Genomic DNA, 14878 nt, shown 5'->3' with positions numbered 1-14878 from the left:
CCTTCGCGAAAGGGGACCCATTACTGGGTCCCCTTTCTGCGTTTCAGCACCCGGTGCTGCGAGGACGCTCGAAGGCACGTGATTGAATTGAAGGTTGGCGGACCAGTCCGCCGGCCCTCCTCACGCGCCCCCCAGCGCCGCGGCCGGGTACCGCAGGCTACAAGACTAGAGAGGGATCACCGTGGCGGAGCAGAACGACGGCCGCAAACCTTTCCGCCGCAGTGGCGGATCCGGACAGAGCGGTTTCGGCAAGCCGCGCGACAACTCGTCGGATGATCGCCGCGATGCGCGCGGCGGTGGTGAACGCTCCGGCGGCTTCCGCGGCGACCGTGACAATGCCGGCCGCGGTGGATTCAATCGAGAAGGCGGCCGCGGCGATTCGCGCGGCGGCTCCAACCGCGGCGACAGCGATCGCGGCGGCTACCGCGGCAACCGTGACGACTCCGGGCGCGGCGGTTTCAACCGTGAAGGCGGCAGCCGCGAGGGCGGTAACCGTGAAGGCGGCCGCGGCTTCGGTGCCCGTGGCGGCGATAACCGTGGCGGCGGCTTCAATCGTGAGGGCGGCGACCGGGGCGGATTCCGCCGCGAGGGCGGCAATCGCGAAGGTGGCTTCAACCGCGAGGGCCGGGGCGGGTTCAACCGTGGCGACAGCGATCGCGGCGGGTACCGCGGCAACCGTGAGGACTCCGGGCGCGGCGGTTTCAATCGTGAGGGCGGCAGCCGCGAGGGTGGCTTCAACCGCGAAGGCCGTGGCGGGTTCGACCGGGGCGGCCAAGGCCGCGAGGGCGGATTCAACCGCGGTGGCGGCGCCAACCGTGAAGGTGGCAGCCGTGAAGGCGGCTACAACCGCGAAGGTCGCGGTGGGTTCAACCGAGGCGGCGAAGGCCGTGAAGGTGGATTCAACCGTGGTGGCGGTTCGAACCGCGAAGGCCGCAGCGGTGGTTTCAATCGTGAAGGCGGCAGCCGAGAGGGTGGCTTCAACCGCGAAGGCCGTGGCGGCTACAACCGCGAGGGCGGTCGCGAAGGCGGCTACAACCGTGAGAGCCGCGAAGGCGGTTTCAAGCGTGAGGGCGGTCGCGAAGGTGGCTTCAACCGCGAGGGCCGTGAAGGTGGCTTCAAGCGTGAGGGTCGCGAGGGCGGCTTCAACCGCGGGGGGGGGGGGTGAAGGTGGCTTCAAGCGTGAGGGTCGCGAGGGCGGTTTCAACCGTGAGGGTCGAGAGGGCGGCTTCAATCGCGGTGGGCGTGACAGCGAAAACCGTGGTGGTGGAAAGGGATTCGGCCGGGACGGTGGTCGGGACGGCGGCAAGGGGTTCGGCCGCGATCGTGGCGACCGGCCCGAGCGTTCGGACCGTGGTGACCGCGCCGAGCGGGGGGAGCGCGAGGAGCGGAAGAGCTTCGGCCGCAATGGGTTCGGTGATGACCGGCGCGAGAGCGGCGATCGGCCGGAGGGTAAGGACTTCGAGGGTTCGCAGCAGCCCGAGGACTCGCGCGGCGATCGGGATCGTTCGGAACGGTCCGAGGAACGCGGCGAGCGGTCGGAGCGGTTCGCGGGCGACCGGGAGCGTTCGGATCGGTCCGAGCGTGGCCCGCGTTCGTTCGACGGTGATCGTCGCCGGGGTGGTGAAGGCGCCCGGGCCGGCGGTGGTCGTCCGGGTGAACGGCGCACGGGTCGTCCCGACGAGCCCACGCTCCCCGATGACGTGCAGGCCTCCGATCTGGAACCGGCCGTCCGCCGCGACCTGCTGAGCCTGGACAAGAGCAATGCCGAGTCGGTGGCCCGTCACCTGGTGATGGTCGCCCAGCTGCTGGACGAGGACCCGGAACTGGCGCTCGCCCACGCCCGTGCGGCCCGGCAGCGCGCCGGCCGTATCGCCGTGGTGCGCGAAACCGCCGGTGTCGCCGCCTACCACGCTGGTGAATGGGCCGAGGCGCTGTCCGAGCTGCGCACCGCCCGCCGTATGTCCGGTGGTTCCGGCCTGCTGGCGGTGATGGCCGACTGCGAGCGCGGTCTGGGTCGTCCGGAGCGTGCCATCGAACTCGGCCGCAGTGACGAAGCCCGGGCGCTGCAAGGCGACGAGGCCACCGAGCTGCGCATCGTCGTGGCCGGCGCCCGCATGGATCTGGGCCAGTACGACCAAGCCGTGGTGACCTTGCAGACCGCCGAATTGGATCCGGCCCGTACCGGTTCCGCCGCGGCCCGCCTCTTCTACGCCTACGCCGAGGCCCTGCTGGCCGCCGACCGCGCGGAGGAAGCACTCACCTGGTTCATGAACGCGGCCTCCGCGGACCTGGACGGTGAGACCGACGCCGAGGACCGCGCGGCCGATCTGGCCGAGGGCGGTTCGGGCGATCGCGCCGCCTGGGATGTGGACGACTCGGACGAGGAAGCCTACGACTCGGACGATGCCGATGACTACGACGGCGATCTGAACGATGAGGACGCGGAGCCGACCGCGGACGAGGACGAAGCCGCCGCCGCGAACCGTCGCGACGCCCGGGCTGCGGAGATCTCGGACGCCGCAGACATCGAAGACGCCGAGGATATCGACGACGCCGCCGATGTGATCGACGACGATGACGACGCCGCGGATTCGCCTGCGGCGGAAGCGACCCCGGCCCCCGCGGAATCGTCCGAGGAGCGCCCGGAGAAGTCCGCGGAGAACTGAGCGGACCGAGAACGATCGTGAATTCGACCGCGTGGCGACCTTTCGAGGTTGCCGCGCGGTCGGTTTCGTTGTGCCGCAGGCTGCGGAATGCGCGCGCCGCGATGAACAATGCGGACCTGCCGACCGGCGCGGTCCTGGTGGGCGGCGCAGACCTGCCGGGCAGTGCAGACCCGCCGGGCAGTGCAGACCTGCCGGGCAGTGCAGACCCGCCGGATAGTACAGACCTGCCGGGCAGGGCAGACCTGCCGAGTAGTGCAGACCTGCCGGGCAGGGCAGACCTGCCGGGTAATGCGGACCTGCCGAGTAGGTCTTCGGTGCGCGACCGGCCGGTTGGTTTCGATCGGTCCGCCAGGCCATGCGGGCTGTCGGCGAACGGTTATCGCGATCGTCATGTCGATCGGTGTGAACATGTGGTGACCGCCTTTCCCGAGCGCGGGTCGTTTCGGGACGGCGGTTCGGTACGAAAAGATGACGGGCGGGAACGATTCGGCGGGGGACGGCCGGGTCGGACAGTGCAGTTTTGGATCTGTTCGGTGAGAAATGGAGAGGCGGCGTAATGCGGCTACGGGATCGATTCGGGGCACTGCTGCTGGATCTGGACGGCACACTGTTCCGCGGTCACGATCCGATTCCCGGTGCGCCCGAGGCGCTTTCGGGTGACGGTGCGGATCAGAGCCTGGTGTATGTGACCAACAATGCGAGCCGGTCGGCGTCGGCGGTGGCGCAGCACCTGCGCGAACTGGGTTATCCGGCATCCGAAGACGAGGTGGTGACGAGCGCTCAGGCGGCCGCGCATCTGCTCGCCAAGCGGCTGGCCCCCGGCGCCACGGTGCTGGTGGTGGGCACCGAAGACCTGGTGGCGGAGGTGGAAACCGTAGGGCTGCAAGCCATCCGGCGATTCGACGGCGTAGTGCCGGACGCGGTGGTGCAGGGGCATTCGCCGCTCACCGCCTGGGCCGATCTCGCCGAAGCCGCCTACGCCCTGCGCGGCGGCGCGCTGTGGGTGGCCGCGAACACCGATGCCACGCTGCCCAACGAACGCGGCCTGGCACCGGGCAACGGTTCCATGGTGGCGGCCCTGCGCACCGCGTCCGGCCGCGATCCGATCGTGGCGGGCAAGCCGTTCGCCCCGCTGCTGGAGGAGGCCATCGCGCAGGGCGGGACCCGGGCCGCGCTGGTGGTCGGCGACCGCCTCGATACCGATATCGACGGCGCGCACACCGTCGGCCTGCCCTCGCTGATGGTGCTGACGGGCGTGAGCACGCTGGCCGATCTCCGCATGCAGCCGGCGTATCAGCTGCCCACCTATGTCGCGGAATCCCTCGACGGGCTCAACCATCCGGTCGCTGCCGCCCTGCCGGATCTCGGCGACGACGGCGATATCGCCGATCAGCTCACCGAGCTGCTGCGCGCGAATCCGGGCCGGGCGATCCAGGTGGCCGCCCCGCCCGCCGTGCGCGACTGATCGGGAGGCGAACGCTCAGAACGGCTTCCGCGCCTCGACCAGCGTGCGGGCCGAGTGGGCGACGAAGGGCCCGTCGCTCTTGATCAGCTCGTGCAGCGTGCGCAGCCGGTAGAGGTAGTCCTCGACGGTGAACCCGGGCACCATCCAGATCACCTTGCGCAGGAAGTAGATCACCGCGCCGATGTCGTGGAACTCCATCCGGAGTCGCTCGGTGCGCAGCTGCACGATGTCGAGTCCGGCGGCCCGCGCATCGGCCGCTTCCTGCTCCGGGTCACGTTTGGTGCGCGCCTCCGGCTGCGGGCCGAGGAAGTATTCGACGAGTTCGAAAACGCTGGCCGGGCCGACATGTTGGGCGAAGTAGGCCCCGCCGGGTTCGAGCACCCGGGCGATCTCGGCCCACCAGATGGTGGCCGGGTGCCGGCTGGTGACCAGATCGAAGGCATTGGCGGCGAACGGCAGTGGCGGTTCGTCCGGGTCGGCCACCACGACCGCGCCGCGCGGGTGCAGCAGCCGGGTGGCCTTCTCCAGATTGGGCGGCCAGGATTCGGTGGCGACCATGGTGGGCGGCAGCAGCGGCGCCTCGGCGAGCACTTCGCCGCCGCCGGTTTGAATATCGAGGGCGGCCCGTGCGACGGCCAGGCGCGCCGCCTGCTGCTTCTGATATCCCCAGGACGGTCGCGCTTCGGTCGCGCGCCCCGCGAGCCAGGAGAAATCCCATCCGTCCACCGATGCCGCGGCGGCCTCGGTCACCAGATCATCGAAGTTGCGGTCCATTTGCTCCATGCTGGCACAGCGCCGCAATCGATTTTTCCGGCGCGCGGCAACGAATTCGCGCACGTTCCTGCCTGTTGCGTCCGTGGCCGGTCGGGCCGGAGCCTGGACGCCCGTCGGCGACGGGATCGGATGCGGCACGGGTACGTGTGTTCGAATGGGAGTTCGGGTAGCGTTGTCGCCACGATGAACATGCCCACGCCTCGCCCGCCGATGCCCGCGCCGGGACCCCGCCCCGGGGTGCCGCTGCCCGGGCAGCATTTGCCGGGTGCGAATCAGGAGTTCGCCGACCCGCAGACGGTGCAGGCGGAGGTGGATGCGCTGCTGGCCGAATTGACGGCGGGAGCGCGGGATTCGACCGATGCGGGCACGGACCTGATGCGGCGCGCCAAGATTCTGGAGCAGGCGCACGACGTACTGGTGCAGGCCCTGGCCACGGTGGACAAGATCTGAGGTGGCCAGACGCGCACGAGTGGACGCGGAACTGGTTCGCCGTGGAATGGCGCGGTCGCGGGAGCACGCGGTCGAGCTGATCACGGCGGGCCGCGTCCTGATCAATGGAACGGTCGCCACCAAAGCGGCGACGGGCGTCGAGACCGGGACGCCGCTGCTGGTCCGGGAGGAACCGGACGAGGTGCAGTGGGCCTCGCGCGGAGCGCACAAACTCCTGGGCGCCCTGGAGGCTTTCGAACCGCTCGGTGTTTCGGTCGATGGCAAACGCTGCCTGGATGCCGGCGCTTCCACGGGCGGCTTCACCGACGTGCTGCTGTCCAAGGGCGCGAAGGAAGTGGTGGCCGCCGATGTCGGCTACGGCCAGCTCATCTGGCGGCTCCAGAACGATGATCGCGTCCAGGTGCACGACCGCACCAATGTGCGTTCCCTCACCCCCGAACTCATCGGCGGCACAGTCGATCTCGTAGTCACCGACCTGTCCTTCATCTCCCTCGCCCTGGTGCTCCCCGCGCTGGCGGCCTGTGCCGCCCCGGGCGCCGACCTGTTGCCGATGGTCAAGCCGCAGTTCGAAGTCGGCAAGGACCGCGTGGGATCCGGTGGCGTGGTACGCGATCCGGCTCTGCGCGCCGAGACCGTGCGCGAAGTCGCCGCCGCAGCAGCGAAACTCGGCCTGCGAACCATGGGTGTGACCGCCAGCCCGCTGCCCGGCCCCTCCGGAAATGTTGAGTACTTTCTCTGGTTGCGCAAAGCGGGGGGTTACCGCCCGGACGCGGCGGACGCGGCCCCGAACGGTTCGCTGCGCGGGGAGGCCGAATCCCGCGAATCCGGTTCCGGGGACGCGGCAGACCGCCGTGACGGCGCGCCCGTCGGCTCCTACGCATACGATTCTGACGAGGCGGCGCGGGTGGCTGCGCTGATCGAGCAGGCGGTGCAGGAGGGTCCACAGTGAACGCGGCGAGCACGACCAGGGAGATTCTGCTGGTCGCGCATCCGGGACGGCCCGAGCTCACCGAGACCGCGCACCGGGTGGCGAAGATCTTCGACGATGCGGGGATCAGGCTGCGGGTGCTCGAGGACGAGGCGTACAGCACGCGTTTCGATCTGGATGATCGGGGCGAACCGGACGGGTTTCCGTTCCAGGTGGTGACGCACGGCCCGGATGCCGCGGTCGGCTGCGAGATGGTGCTGGCGCTCGGCGGGGACGGGACGTTCCTGCGCGCGGCCGAATTGGCGCGCAGCGCGTCGGTGCCGGTGCTCGGCATCAATCTGGGCCGGATCGGGTTCCTGACCGAGGCCGAGGCCGAGCATCTGGACGAAGCGCTGGCGCAGGTCGTGCATCGCGATTACACCATCGAACAGCGGATGACCATCGATGTCAGTGTGCGCGTGGATGATCAGGTGGTGGAACGCGGTTGGGCGCTGAACGAGGCGAGCATCGAGAATGCCGCCCGCATGGGCGTGCTCGAAGTGGTGCTGGAGGTCGACGCCCGTCCGGTGTCGTCGTTCGGCTGCGATGGCGTGCTGATCGCCACGCCGACCGGTTCCACCGCGTACGCCTTCAGCGCCGGCGGCCCCATCGTGTGGCCGGAACTCGAAGCGCTGCTGGTCATTCCGAGCAATGCGCATGCCCTGTTCGCGCGGCCCCTGGTCACCAGCCCGGAGTCGCTGATCGCGGTGGAAACCGTTGCGACGGGCCACGATGCGATAGTTTTCCTCGACGGCCGACGCACCCTCGCACTGCCGCGGGGCGGCCGGGTCGAGGCGGTCCGCGGGACCGAGCCGGTGCGCTGGGTGCGTTTGGATTCCGCGCCCTTCGCCGACCGGATGGTGCGCAAGTTCCAGTTGCCCGTGACAGGCTGGCGGGGCCGCCCGTCTGCACGAACGGAGAGCACGAGTGCTGACAGAGATCAGGATTGACGGACTTGGCGTAATTTCCACCGCCACCGCGCAATTCCATGAAGGTTTGACTGTTCTGACCGGTGAGACCGGTGCGGGCAAGACCATGGTGGTCACCAGCCTGCACCTGCTCAGCGGGGCGCGCGCCGATGCGGGGCGGGTCCGGCTGGGCGCGTCGCGGGCGGTGGTCGAGGGGCGTTTCACCGTCGACGAAGTGCATGACAGCGCCCGCGCCGAGGTCGAGGAGGTACTCGAAGCCTCCGCGGCCGAGAAGGACGACGACGGCAGCATCATCGCGGTGCGCACCGTCGGCAGTGATGGCCGCTCCCGGGCACATCTGGGCGGGCGCAGCATTCCAGCGTCGGTGCTCTCGGATTTCACGACGCCGCTGCTCACCGTGCACGGCCAGAACGATCAGCTGCGATTGCAGCGCCCGGATCAGCAGCTGCACGCGCTGGACCAATTCGCCTCCGACGCGGTGGCTCCGCTGCTGTCGAAGTATCAGAAGGCGCGGCGCAAATGGCTCGATGCCCGCAATGAACTTCTGGAACGCACCGCGCGCAGCCGTGAACTGGCCCTGGAAGCTGATCGGCTGACCCAGTCGCTGGCCGAAATCGATGCCATCGCACCGCAACCCGGCGAGGACGTGCATCTGGTCGACGAGGTGCGCCGGCTGTCGGATCTGGACTCGCTGCGCGAGGCCGCCGCCACCGCCCACGATGCGCTCGCCGGTCCCGCCGACGCCCCCGGGGAGAGCTCGGGCGCGCTGGATCTGCTCGGCACCGCCCGCGCCCGCATCGAAGCCGCCGAGGATCCCGCCCTGTCGGTGCTGGGTCCCCGGCTGGGCGAGGCGATTTCGGTGGTGGTGGATCTGGCCACCGAACTCAGCTCCTACCTGTCCGATCTGCCGTCCGATCCGGGTGCGCTGGACACCATGCTGGTGCGTCAGGCCGAACTCAAGACGCTCACCCGGAAGTACGCCCCCGATATCGACGGCGTCATCAAGTGGGCCGACGAAGCCCGGATGCGCCTGGATTCGCTGGACGTGTCCGAGGAAGCCTTGTCCGCCATGGCGAAAGACGTGGAGACGGCGGCCGAGAAGGTCCGCGAGACCGCCAAGAAGCTGACCGCGGCTCGCACCAAGGCCGCGAGCAAGCTGGCCGCCGCGGTGAGCACCGAACTGGGCGGTCTGGCCATGGGCCGGGCGCGACTGGAGGTCCTCGTGCAGCCGATGCCCGCGGGCCCACAGGATTCCGCGCCGCTGACCATCGACGGCCAGGAACTGCACGCCGGGTCAACCGGGGTGGACGAGGCCGAGTTCCGGCTCGCCGCGCACTCCGGCGCGCAGCCGCTGCCCTTGAGCCGCAGCGCCTCCGGCGGTGAGCTCTCCCGCATCATGCTCGCCCTGGAAGTGGTCCTGGCCAGCTCCGAACACGGCACCACCATGGTCTTCGACGAGGTCGACGCCGGTGTCGGCGGTCGCGCCGCGGTCGAAATCGGCCGTCGCCTGGCCCGTTTGGCGCGTACCCATCAGGTCATCGTGGTCACCCACCTGCCGCAGGTGGCGGCCTTCGCCGACACCCACCTGGTGGTGGACAAGGTCGATGACGGCAAGGGCGTCAAGTCGGGTGTGCGGGCCTTGACACAGGACGAGCGCGTCGTCGAATTGGCGCGCATGCTGGCCGGTTTGGGCGATACCGAGACCGGCCGCGCGCACGCCTGGGAACTTCTCACCACCGCTCATGCCGAAAAGGTCGCGGCGGCAGGGTAGCTTCTTCGGCGATGACCGAAAATCCTTGGACCTTCGCCGATCCGCCGACCGTGGCGGTCTTCGTGGACCAGCGCATTTTGCGCGACGGCGACTGGATCGCGTATGTGACGCACGACGACAGCGACGCCGCCTGGCAGTTCCACACCGCCGGACCGGATCTGGCGCACGCCCTGCTGGTGCAATTGTCGGAAGTGGTGGACCGCGACCCCACGATCGCCGAACTGGCGAACCTCCCCTACGGCTGGATCGCGCGCCGCTCGGAGGCTGGCGCACCGTGGGAATGGGCGCCCAGCACTCCGGAAGCCGGCGTCGCGTGCGTCAATCGGCCGGGGGCGCTGCGGCTTCGGCGAGCGCGGCGCGGACGATGGCGCGGGAAGACCAGGCCATGAGCTCGGCCGCGGCCGCCTGAAACGACTTCTTCGTCAGCGAATTCTATCGGTGGGGAATTACTTGATGGCCTTGCGGACGCCGCCGATGAGGGCGTTCGTGAGGCCCTTCAGGCCGACCTCGAGGACCTTGCCGGGCAGGGGGAGGCTGGGCTCGGACTCCATGGTGTAGACGACCTTGGTGCCGCCGGGGGCGTCGGCGAAGGTGATGGTGCCGACGTGGCGCTTGACCGGGGCGCCGGCGACGACGCGGTAGACCATCTTCTCGCCGGGGACGAGTTCGGTGGTCTCTTCGGTGATGCCCAGGCCGGCCAGTCCGAGGAGGTACTGCGCGCCGACGCCCGAGGGGGCGCCCGCGCCGGGCTTCTTCAGCGAGATCTGGATGGGGAGATACGGGGTGAGGCTGTCGCGCTCGCTGAACAGCTTGAAGACGACGTCACGGGGGGCCGAGAGGACGGTCTCGACAGTGGTGCTGGTCATGGTCGGAGCATATCCTTACTCGCCGGTAAGGCGACAGGGTGCAAGACGGACAATCCGGCGTTAAAGGGACATTCGGGCGCGGACGGCTGGCATCACTGTGACGAATGGAGGCGACGATTCGGCGCGCCTCCACCAAAGGTTGAGACTTTCGAGCAATCATCGAGCGTTATGAAGATGCTGGCCTTGCTGTCGCGCAATACCGAAACATTGCCTGGTCTGACCGGGATGGCGCGGGTCGACCGCAATACCCGGCGTTTGCTGCAACGTGTCGGGCCCGGCGATGTGGTGGTCCTGGACGAGATGGATCTGGATCGGCTCACCGCCGACCGGCTCGTCGAAGCCGGGGTGGCGGTGGTGGTGAACGCCTCGCCGTCGATCTCCGGGCGCTATCCCAATCTGGGGCCGGAAGTCTTGGTGGCCAACGGGATCGTGCTGCTGGACGCGGTCAGCTCCGATGTCTTCACCAAGATCAAGGACGGCACCAAGGTGCGCGTCGACGAAGGCGTGGTCTACGCCGACAAGATCTCCAAGAAGGAACCCGAAGCGCTCGTCGAGGGCATCGAGCTCACCGAGGCCGGGATCGCGGAGCGCATGATCGAGGCCCGCAACGGGCTGGCCGACCACCTGGAAGCGTTCGCGGGCAACACCATCGAGTTCATCCGCACCGAAAGTTCCTTGCTGATCGATGGAATCGGGGTGCCGGAGGTCGTACTCGACATGAAGAAGCGGCATGTCGTGATCGTCGCCGACGCGCCCGACCATGCCGAGGACCTCAAGCGGATCAAGCCGTTCATCAAGGAGTACGCGCCGATCCTGATCGGGGTGGGCCGGGGCGCGGATACCTTGACGCGCAACGGTTACCGGCCGGATCTGATCGTCGGCGATCCGGAGGAGATCACCGCCACCACGCTCAAGTGCGGCGCGGAGGTGATCCTGCCGGCCGACACCGACGGGCACGCAAAGGGTTTGGAGCGCATCCAGGATCTGGGCATCGGCGCCACCACCTTCCCGTCCTCGGGCGCGCCCGCCGATCTGGCGCTGCTGCTGGCCGGGCATCACGGGGCCGCGCTCATCGTGACCGTCGGCGCGGCAGCATCATTGGACGATTTCTTCGACCGCGGCCGCCGCGACTCGAACCCGGCGACCTTCCTGACCCGGCTCAAACTGGGCACCAGGTTGATGGACGCGAAAGCCGTTGCGGCGCTGTACCGGCACCGGGGTTCCGGCTGGGCCGTCGCACTGGTGGTGCTGGCCGCGCTGGTCGCCATCGTGGTCGCCTTGCTGGCCACCCATATGGGCGGTGAACTGACGACTTCGGTCGCGCACACCTGGGACCGATTCTCGGCCTGGGTGCAGGGACTGCTCGACAGGCAGAGGTAGGAAACCGCATGATCTCGTTTCGCCATCACGCCGTGTCGCTCGCCGCGGTCTTCCTGGCTTTGGCGCTCGGCGTGGTGCTCGGCACCCGCACCCACGGTGACGGGTTGTTCCCGGGCACGGGGGACCGCCAGAAGCTGGACGCGCTGACCGCCGAGAACGAGCGGCTCGCCGAACAGGTGAAGGCCTCGGACGCTTTCCTCGCCGGCGCGGCGGGCAAACTGCTGGCGGGCAGCCTGGCCAATCGCAGCGTGCTGGTGTTCACCGCGCCCGACGCCGAGACCACCGACGCCGACGCGGTGACCGCCGCGCTGACCAATGCCGGGGCCACGGTCACCGGGCGGGTCGGGCTCACCGGTGCTTTCAGCGATTCCAGCGAAGGCGATCGGTTGCGCACCGCACTGGTGAACGTGGTGCCCGCGGGCGCCCAATTGAAGATCGACGCCGCCGATCAGGGCAGCCTGGCCGGTGATCTGCTCGGCCAGACGCTGCTGACCGATCCGTCCAGCGGGCAGGCGCGCGGCACCCAGCAGGAGCGCGGGCTCGCGCTGGAGACCTTGCGCGGCGGCGGTTTCCTGAACTTCACGGAGGTGCAGCCCGCGCAGCTGGCGGTGCTGGTGGTCGGCGACGGCGCGAAGGCCGATGAGAACAATCGCGGGACCATCCTGGCCCGGTTCGCCGGCGGGTTGCGTTCGCATAGCTCCGGCGTGGTGCTGGCGGGTCGCTACGGGGCCGCCGAAGGTCCGGGACCGATCGCGATCGCGCGCTCCGAGGCCGGGCTCTCCACGGTCACCACGGTCGACAATCTCGACCACGAGATCGGCCGCATCACCACCGTGCTCGGACTCACCGAGCAGTTGAGCGGCGGCACCGGCCGATACGGCACCGGCGCGAAGGCGACCTCGCTCACAGTCGCCGCCATGCCGCGCTGACCGAATCCGCACGCCGCGCCGGCAGACTCGGCCCAGGTGGCGGGAAATGTAGCCGGGCGGGCCGGAAATCGAGCCAATCGTGAGCAACCGACGTGCGTGGCATTCGATCGGCATCCCGAAGACGTGTTACCGTGAAGTCCCGTGGGTCAATCACGGATTCCGGCGCGCGCGGCCACGAAACACATCTTCGTCTCCGGCGGTGTCGCCTCTTCACTCGGTAAGGGTCTGACCGCCTCCAGCCTCGGTCAGCTGCTCACGTCACGCGGTCTCCGCGTCACCATGCAGAAGTTGGATCCGTATCTCAATGTCGATCCCGGCACCATGAACCCCTTCCAGCACGGTGAGGTGTTCGTGACCGAGGACGGCGCGGAAACGGACCTCGATGTCGGCCACTACGAACGCTTTCTCGATCGGGATCTGTCGGGCGACGCCAATGTCACCACCGGGCAGGTCTATTCGAAGGTGATCGCCAAGGAGCGCCGGGGGGAGTACCTCGGCGACACCGTGCAGGTGATCCCGCATATCACCGATGAGATCAAGAGCCGCATCCTCGCGATGTCGGGGCCGGACCTGCACGGGCAGGTGCCGGATGTGGTGATCACCGAAATCGGTGGCACCGTGGGCGATATCGAGTCGCAGCCGTTCCTCGAGGCGGCCCGGCAGATTCGCCACGAGGTGGGTCGCGACAATTGCTTCTTCCTGCACGTCACGCTGGTGCCCTACCTGGGTCCCTCGGGCGAGCTGAAGACCAAGCCGACCCAGCATTCGGTGGCGGCGCTGCGCAATATCGGTATCCAGCCCGACGCGCTGATCCTGCGTTGTGACCGGGAGGTGCCGCAGGGGCTCAAGAACAAGATCGCGCTGATGTGCGACGTCGATGTCGACGCCTGCATCTCCACCCCGGACGCGCCGTCGATCTACGACATTCCGAAGGTGCTGCACCGCGAGGGCCTGGACGCGTACGTGGTGCGCCGCCTGGGCCTGCCCTTCCGCGACGTGGACTGGACGGTCTGGGGCGATCTGCTCGATCGCGTGCACAACCCACGCGAACAGGTCACCGTCGCGCTGGTCGGCAAGTACGTCGATCTGCCGGACGCGTACCTCTCGGTCACCGAAGCGCTGCGGGCCGGCGGGTTCGGCGCGCAGGCCAAGGTGAACATCCGCTGGGTGCAGTCCGACGAGTGCGAGACCGAAGCCGGTGCCCGCCAGCATCTCTCCGATGTGGACGGGGTGCTGATCCCCGGCGGATTCGGCATCCGCGGCATCGAGGGCAAGGTCGGGGCGATCAAGTACGCCCGCGAACGCGGCATTCCGCTGCTGGGCCTGTGCCTGGGCCTGCAATGCGTGGTCATCGAGGCGGCGCGCTCGGTCGGTATGACCGATGCCAACTCGACCGAGTTCGAACCGGATGTGAAGTACCCGGTCATCTCGACCATGGCCGACCAGGAGCAGATCGTGGCCGGCGAGGCCGACCTGGGCGGCACCATGCGCCTGGGCGCGTACCCCGCTGTGCTGCAAAAGGGTTCGGTCGTGGCGGCGGCCTACGGCGCGACCGAGGTGTCCGAGCGGCACCGGCATCGCTTCGAGGTCAACAACACCTACCGCGACAAGATCGCCAAGAGCGGCCTGAAGTTCTCCGGCACCTCGCCCGACGGGCACCTGGTCGAGTTCGTCGAGCTACCGCAGGACAAGCACCCGTTCTTCGTCGCCACCCAGGCGCACCCGGAGCTCAAGTCGCGTCCCACCCGGCCGCATCCGCTGTTCGCCGCGCTGATCCAGGCCGCGTTGAAATACAAGGCCGCCGAACAGCTCCCGGTGGAGATCGCCGCTTCGGTTTCGGCCGAAGAGGGTGAGAAAGTGTCTAAATGACATCCTCGCAAGGCGATAAGGGCGCCGAGTCTCCGGATTCGGCGCCCGGTTCGCACGAGTTCGACATCGTCTCCAGCCGCACCGTCTACTCGGGCGCGATCCTGGCCCTGCGGCTGGATCAGGTGGTCATGCCCGGCGGCAAGATCGCCGAACGCGAAGTGATCGAACACCACGGCGCGGTCGCCGTCGCCGCGGTGGACGAGCACGACAACCTGGTACTGATCAACCAGTACCGCCATCCCATCGGCCGGCGACTCCTCGAGCTGCCCGCCGGGCTGCTGGACAAGCAGGGCGAAGATCCGCTCGAAGCCGCCAAACGCGAACTGGCCGAGGAGACCGGGCTGGCCGCCCGCGAATGGGCCGTGCTGGTGGATGTGGCGCTCTCGCCCGGCTTTACCGACGAGGCCCTGCGCGTCTACTACGCGACCGGTCTGTACGACACACACCAGCCGGACCCCGAAGGGGAAGAGGCCGACCTCCAGGTCCTGCGGGTGCCGCTCGCCGAAGCGGTCCGGCAGGCGCTGGCCGGTGAGATCACCAATGCCACTGCGGTAGCGGGCGTTCTCGCCCTGACCACCGCCCGCGCCACCGGCGCCGAACTCCGCCCGGCGGACGCGCCCTGGCCCGGCATGCCCACGGCCTTCCTGGATCGCAAGGCGGCACAAAGCTAGTCGCCTACTTCAACAGGGCAGGCACGAAGTCGGCTCGTTCCATGCCATGCCGTCCAGCCACCGCGAACAGGTGTGCCCGAGCTCGGTCGCCGGGAATTTCTCGCGGCTGAAGGGTTCTGCGGCCGACCATGCAAAACACAC

At 68.8% G+C, this 14878-nt stretch carries 13 protein-coding genes and 1 pseudogene; 12 read left to right on the top strand and 2 right to left on the bottom strand.

All coding sequences use genetic code 11. The features are described 5' to 3' along the window. The first annotated feature begins 181 nt into the window (after positions 1–181). The 3 genes and pseudogenes from NI1_RS25265 (at position 182) to NI1_RS25255 (ending at position 4131) form a co-directional block, all read left to right on the top strand. Positions 182–1165 (top strand): hypothetical protein, encoded by a 984-nt coding sequence (locus NI1_RS25265; protein WP_067825222.1) that lies wholly within the window; start codon positions 182–184, stop codon positions 1163–1165. Beyond that, a pseudogene (locus tag NI1_RS40280) lies at positions 1122–2333 on the top strand (hypothetical protein); the annotation flags it as partial. The gene NI1_RS25265 and the pseudogene NI1_RS40280, both read left to right, overlap by 44 nt. 889 nt (positions 2334–3222) lie before the next feature. Continuing rightward, positions 3223–4131, top strand: a complete 909-nt coding sequence (locus NI1_RS25255) for an HAD-IIA family hydrolase (protein WP_067825221.1) — start codon at positions 3223–3225, stop codon at positions 4129–4131. Between the two features lie 15 nt (positions 4132–4146). Here NI1_RS25255 and NI1_RS25250 read toward each other — a convergent pair whose 3' ends face one another. Further along, positions 4147–4905: a class I SAM-dependent methyltransferase gene (locus tag NI1_RS25250; protein WP_067825219.1), complete on the bottom strand. Its 759-nt coding sequence runs from the start codon at positions 4903–4905 to the stop codon at positions 4147–4149. Positions 4906–5094: 189 nt separating this feature from the next. Between NI1_RS25250 and NI1_RS25245 the strand changes: the two genes are divergently transcribed. From NI1_RS25245 to NI1_RS25225, 5 genes are read left to right on the top strand one after another with little or no spacing between them, the layout of a single operon-like run. Then, positions 5095–5355, top strand: coding sequence for a hypothetical protein (locus NI1_RS25245; RefSeq protein ID WP_245663390.1), 261 nt, complete (start codon positions 5095–5097; stop codon positions 5353–5355). Between the two features lies 1 nt (position 5356). Next, the gene (locus NI1_RS25240; RefSeq protein WP_067825217.1) at positions 5357–6304 is read left to right on the top strand and encodes a TlyA family RNA methyltransferase; all 948 of its coding nucleotides are present in this window, start codon (positions 5357–5359) and stop codon (positions 6302–6304) included. Then, positions 6301–7272 (top strand): NAD kinase, encoded by a 972-nt coding sequence (locus tag NI1_RS25235; RefSeq protein WP_067825215.1) that lies wholly within the window; start codon positions 6301–6303, stop codon positions 7270–7272. Before NI1_RS25240 ends, NI1_RS25235 begins: the two co-directional genes overlap by 4 nt. Further along, positions 7250–9022 (top strand): DNA repair protein RecN, encoded by a 1773-nt coding sequence (gene recN, locus NI1_RS25230; RefSeq protein WP_067825213.1) that lies wholly within the window; start codon positions 7250–7252, stop codon positions 9020–9022. The genes NI1_RS25235 and recN overlap by 23 nt, the downstream gene beginning before the upstream one ends. 11 nt (positions 9023–9033) lie before the next feature. Next, a complete protein-coding gene (locus NI1_RS25225; RefSeq protein ID WP_067825211.1) occupies positions 9034–9411 on the top strand; it encodes a hypothetical protein in 378 nt (125 codons plus the stop codon). Between the two features lie 57 nt (positions 9412–9468). Here NI1_RS25225 and NI1_RS25220 read toward each other — a convergent pair whose 3' ends face one another. Continuing rightward, a complete protein-coding gene (locus tag NI1_RS25220) occupies positions 9469–9888 on the bottom strand; it encodes an SRPBCC family protein (RefSeq protein ID WP_067825209.1) in 420 nt (139 codons plus the stop codon). A 168-nt stretch (positions 9889–10056) separates the two neighbouring features. On the opposite strand from NI1_RS25220, the gene steA reads away from it, so the two are divergent. The 4 genes from steA to NI1_RS25200 all read left to right on the top strand — a co-directional run bounded on the left by steA (position 10057) and on the right by NI1_RS25200 (position 14737). Further along, complete coding sequence (steA, locus tag NI1_RS25215; RefSeq protein WP_067825208.1) at positions 10057–11268, top strand: putative cytokinetic ring protein SteA; 1212 nt, start codon at positions 10057–10059, stop codon at positions 11266–11268. An 8-nt stretch (positions 11269–11276) separates the two neighbouring features. Then, complete coding sequence (locus NI1_RS25210; protein WP_067825206.1) at positions 11277–12197, top strand: copper transporter; 921 nt, start codon at positions 11277–11279, stop codon at positions 12195–12197. Between the two features lie 141 nt (positions 12198–12338). After that, the gene (gene pyrG, locus NI1_RS25205) at positions 12339–14066 is read left to right on the top strand and encodes a CTP synthase (RefSeq protein WP_067825204.1); all 1728 of its coding nucleotides are present in this window, start codon (positions 12339–12341) and stop codon (positions 14064–14066) included. Further along, entirely contained in the window at positions 14063–14737 is a 675-nt protein-coding gene (locus NI1_RS25200; protein WP_067825202.1) for an NUDIX domain-containing protein, read from the top strand. The genes pyrG and NI1_RS25200 overlap by 4 nt, the downstream gene beginning before the upstream one ends. The last annotated feature ends 141 nt before the right edge of the window (positions 14738–14878 follow it).

The sequence above is a fragment of the Nocardia inohanensis NBRC 100128 genome (genome assembly GCF_001612945.1).
Taxonomy (GTDB): Bacteria; Actinomycetota; Actinomycetes; order Mycobacteriales; family Mycobacteriaceae; genus Nocardia; species Nocardia inohanensis.
The sequence above is the reverse complement of the archived record's forward strand: the minus strand, read 5'-3'. Positions and strand labels throughout refer to the sequence as shown.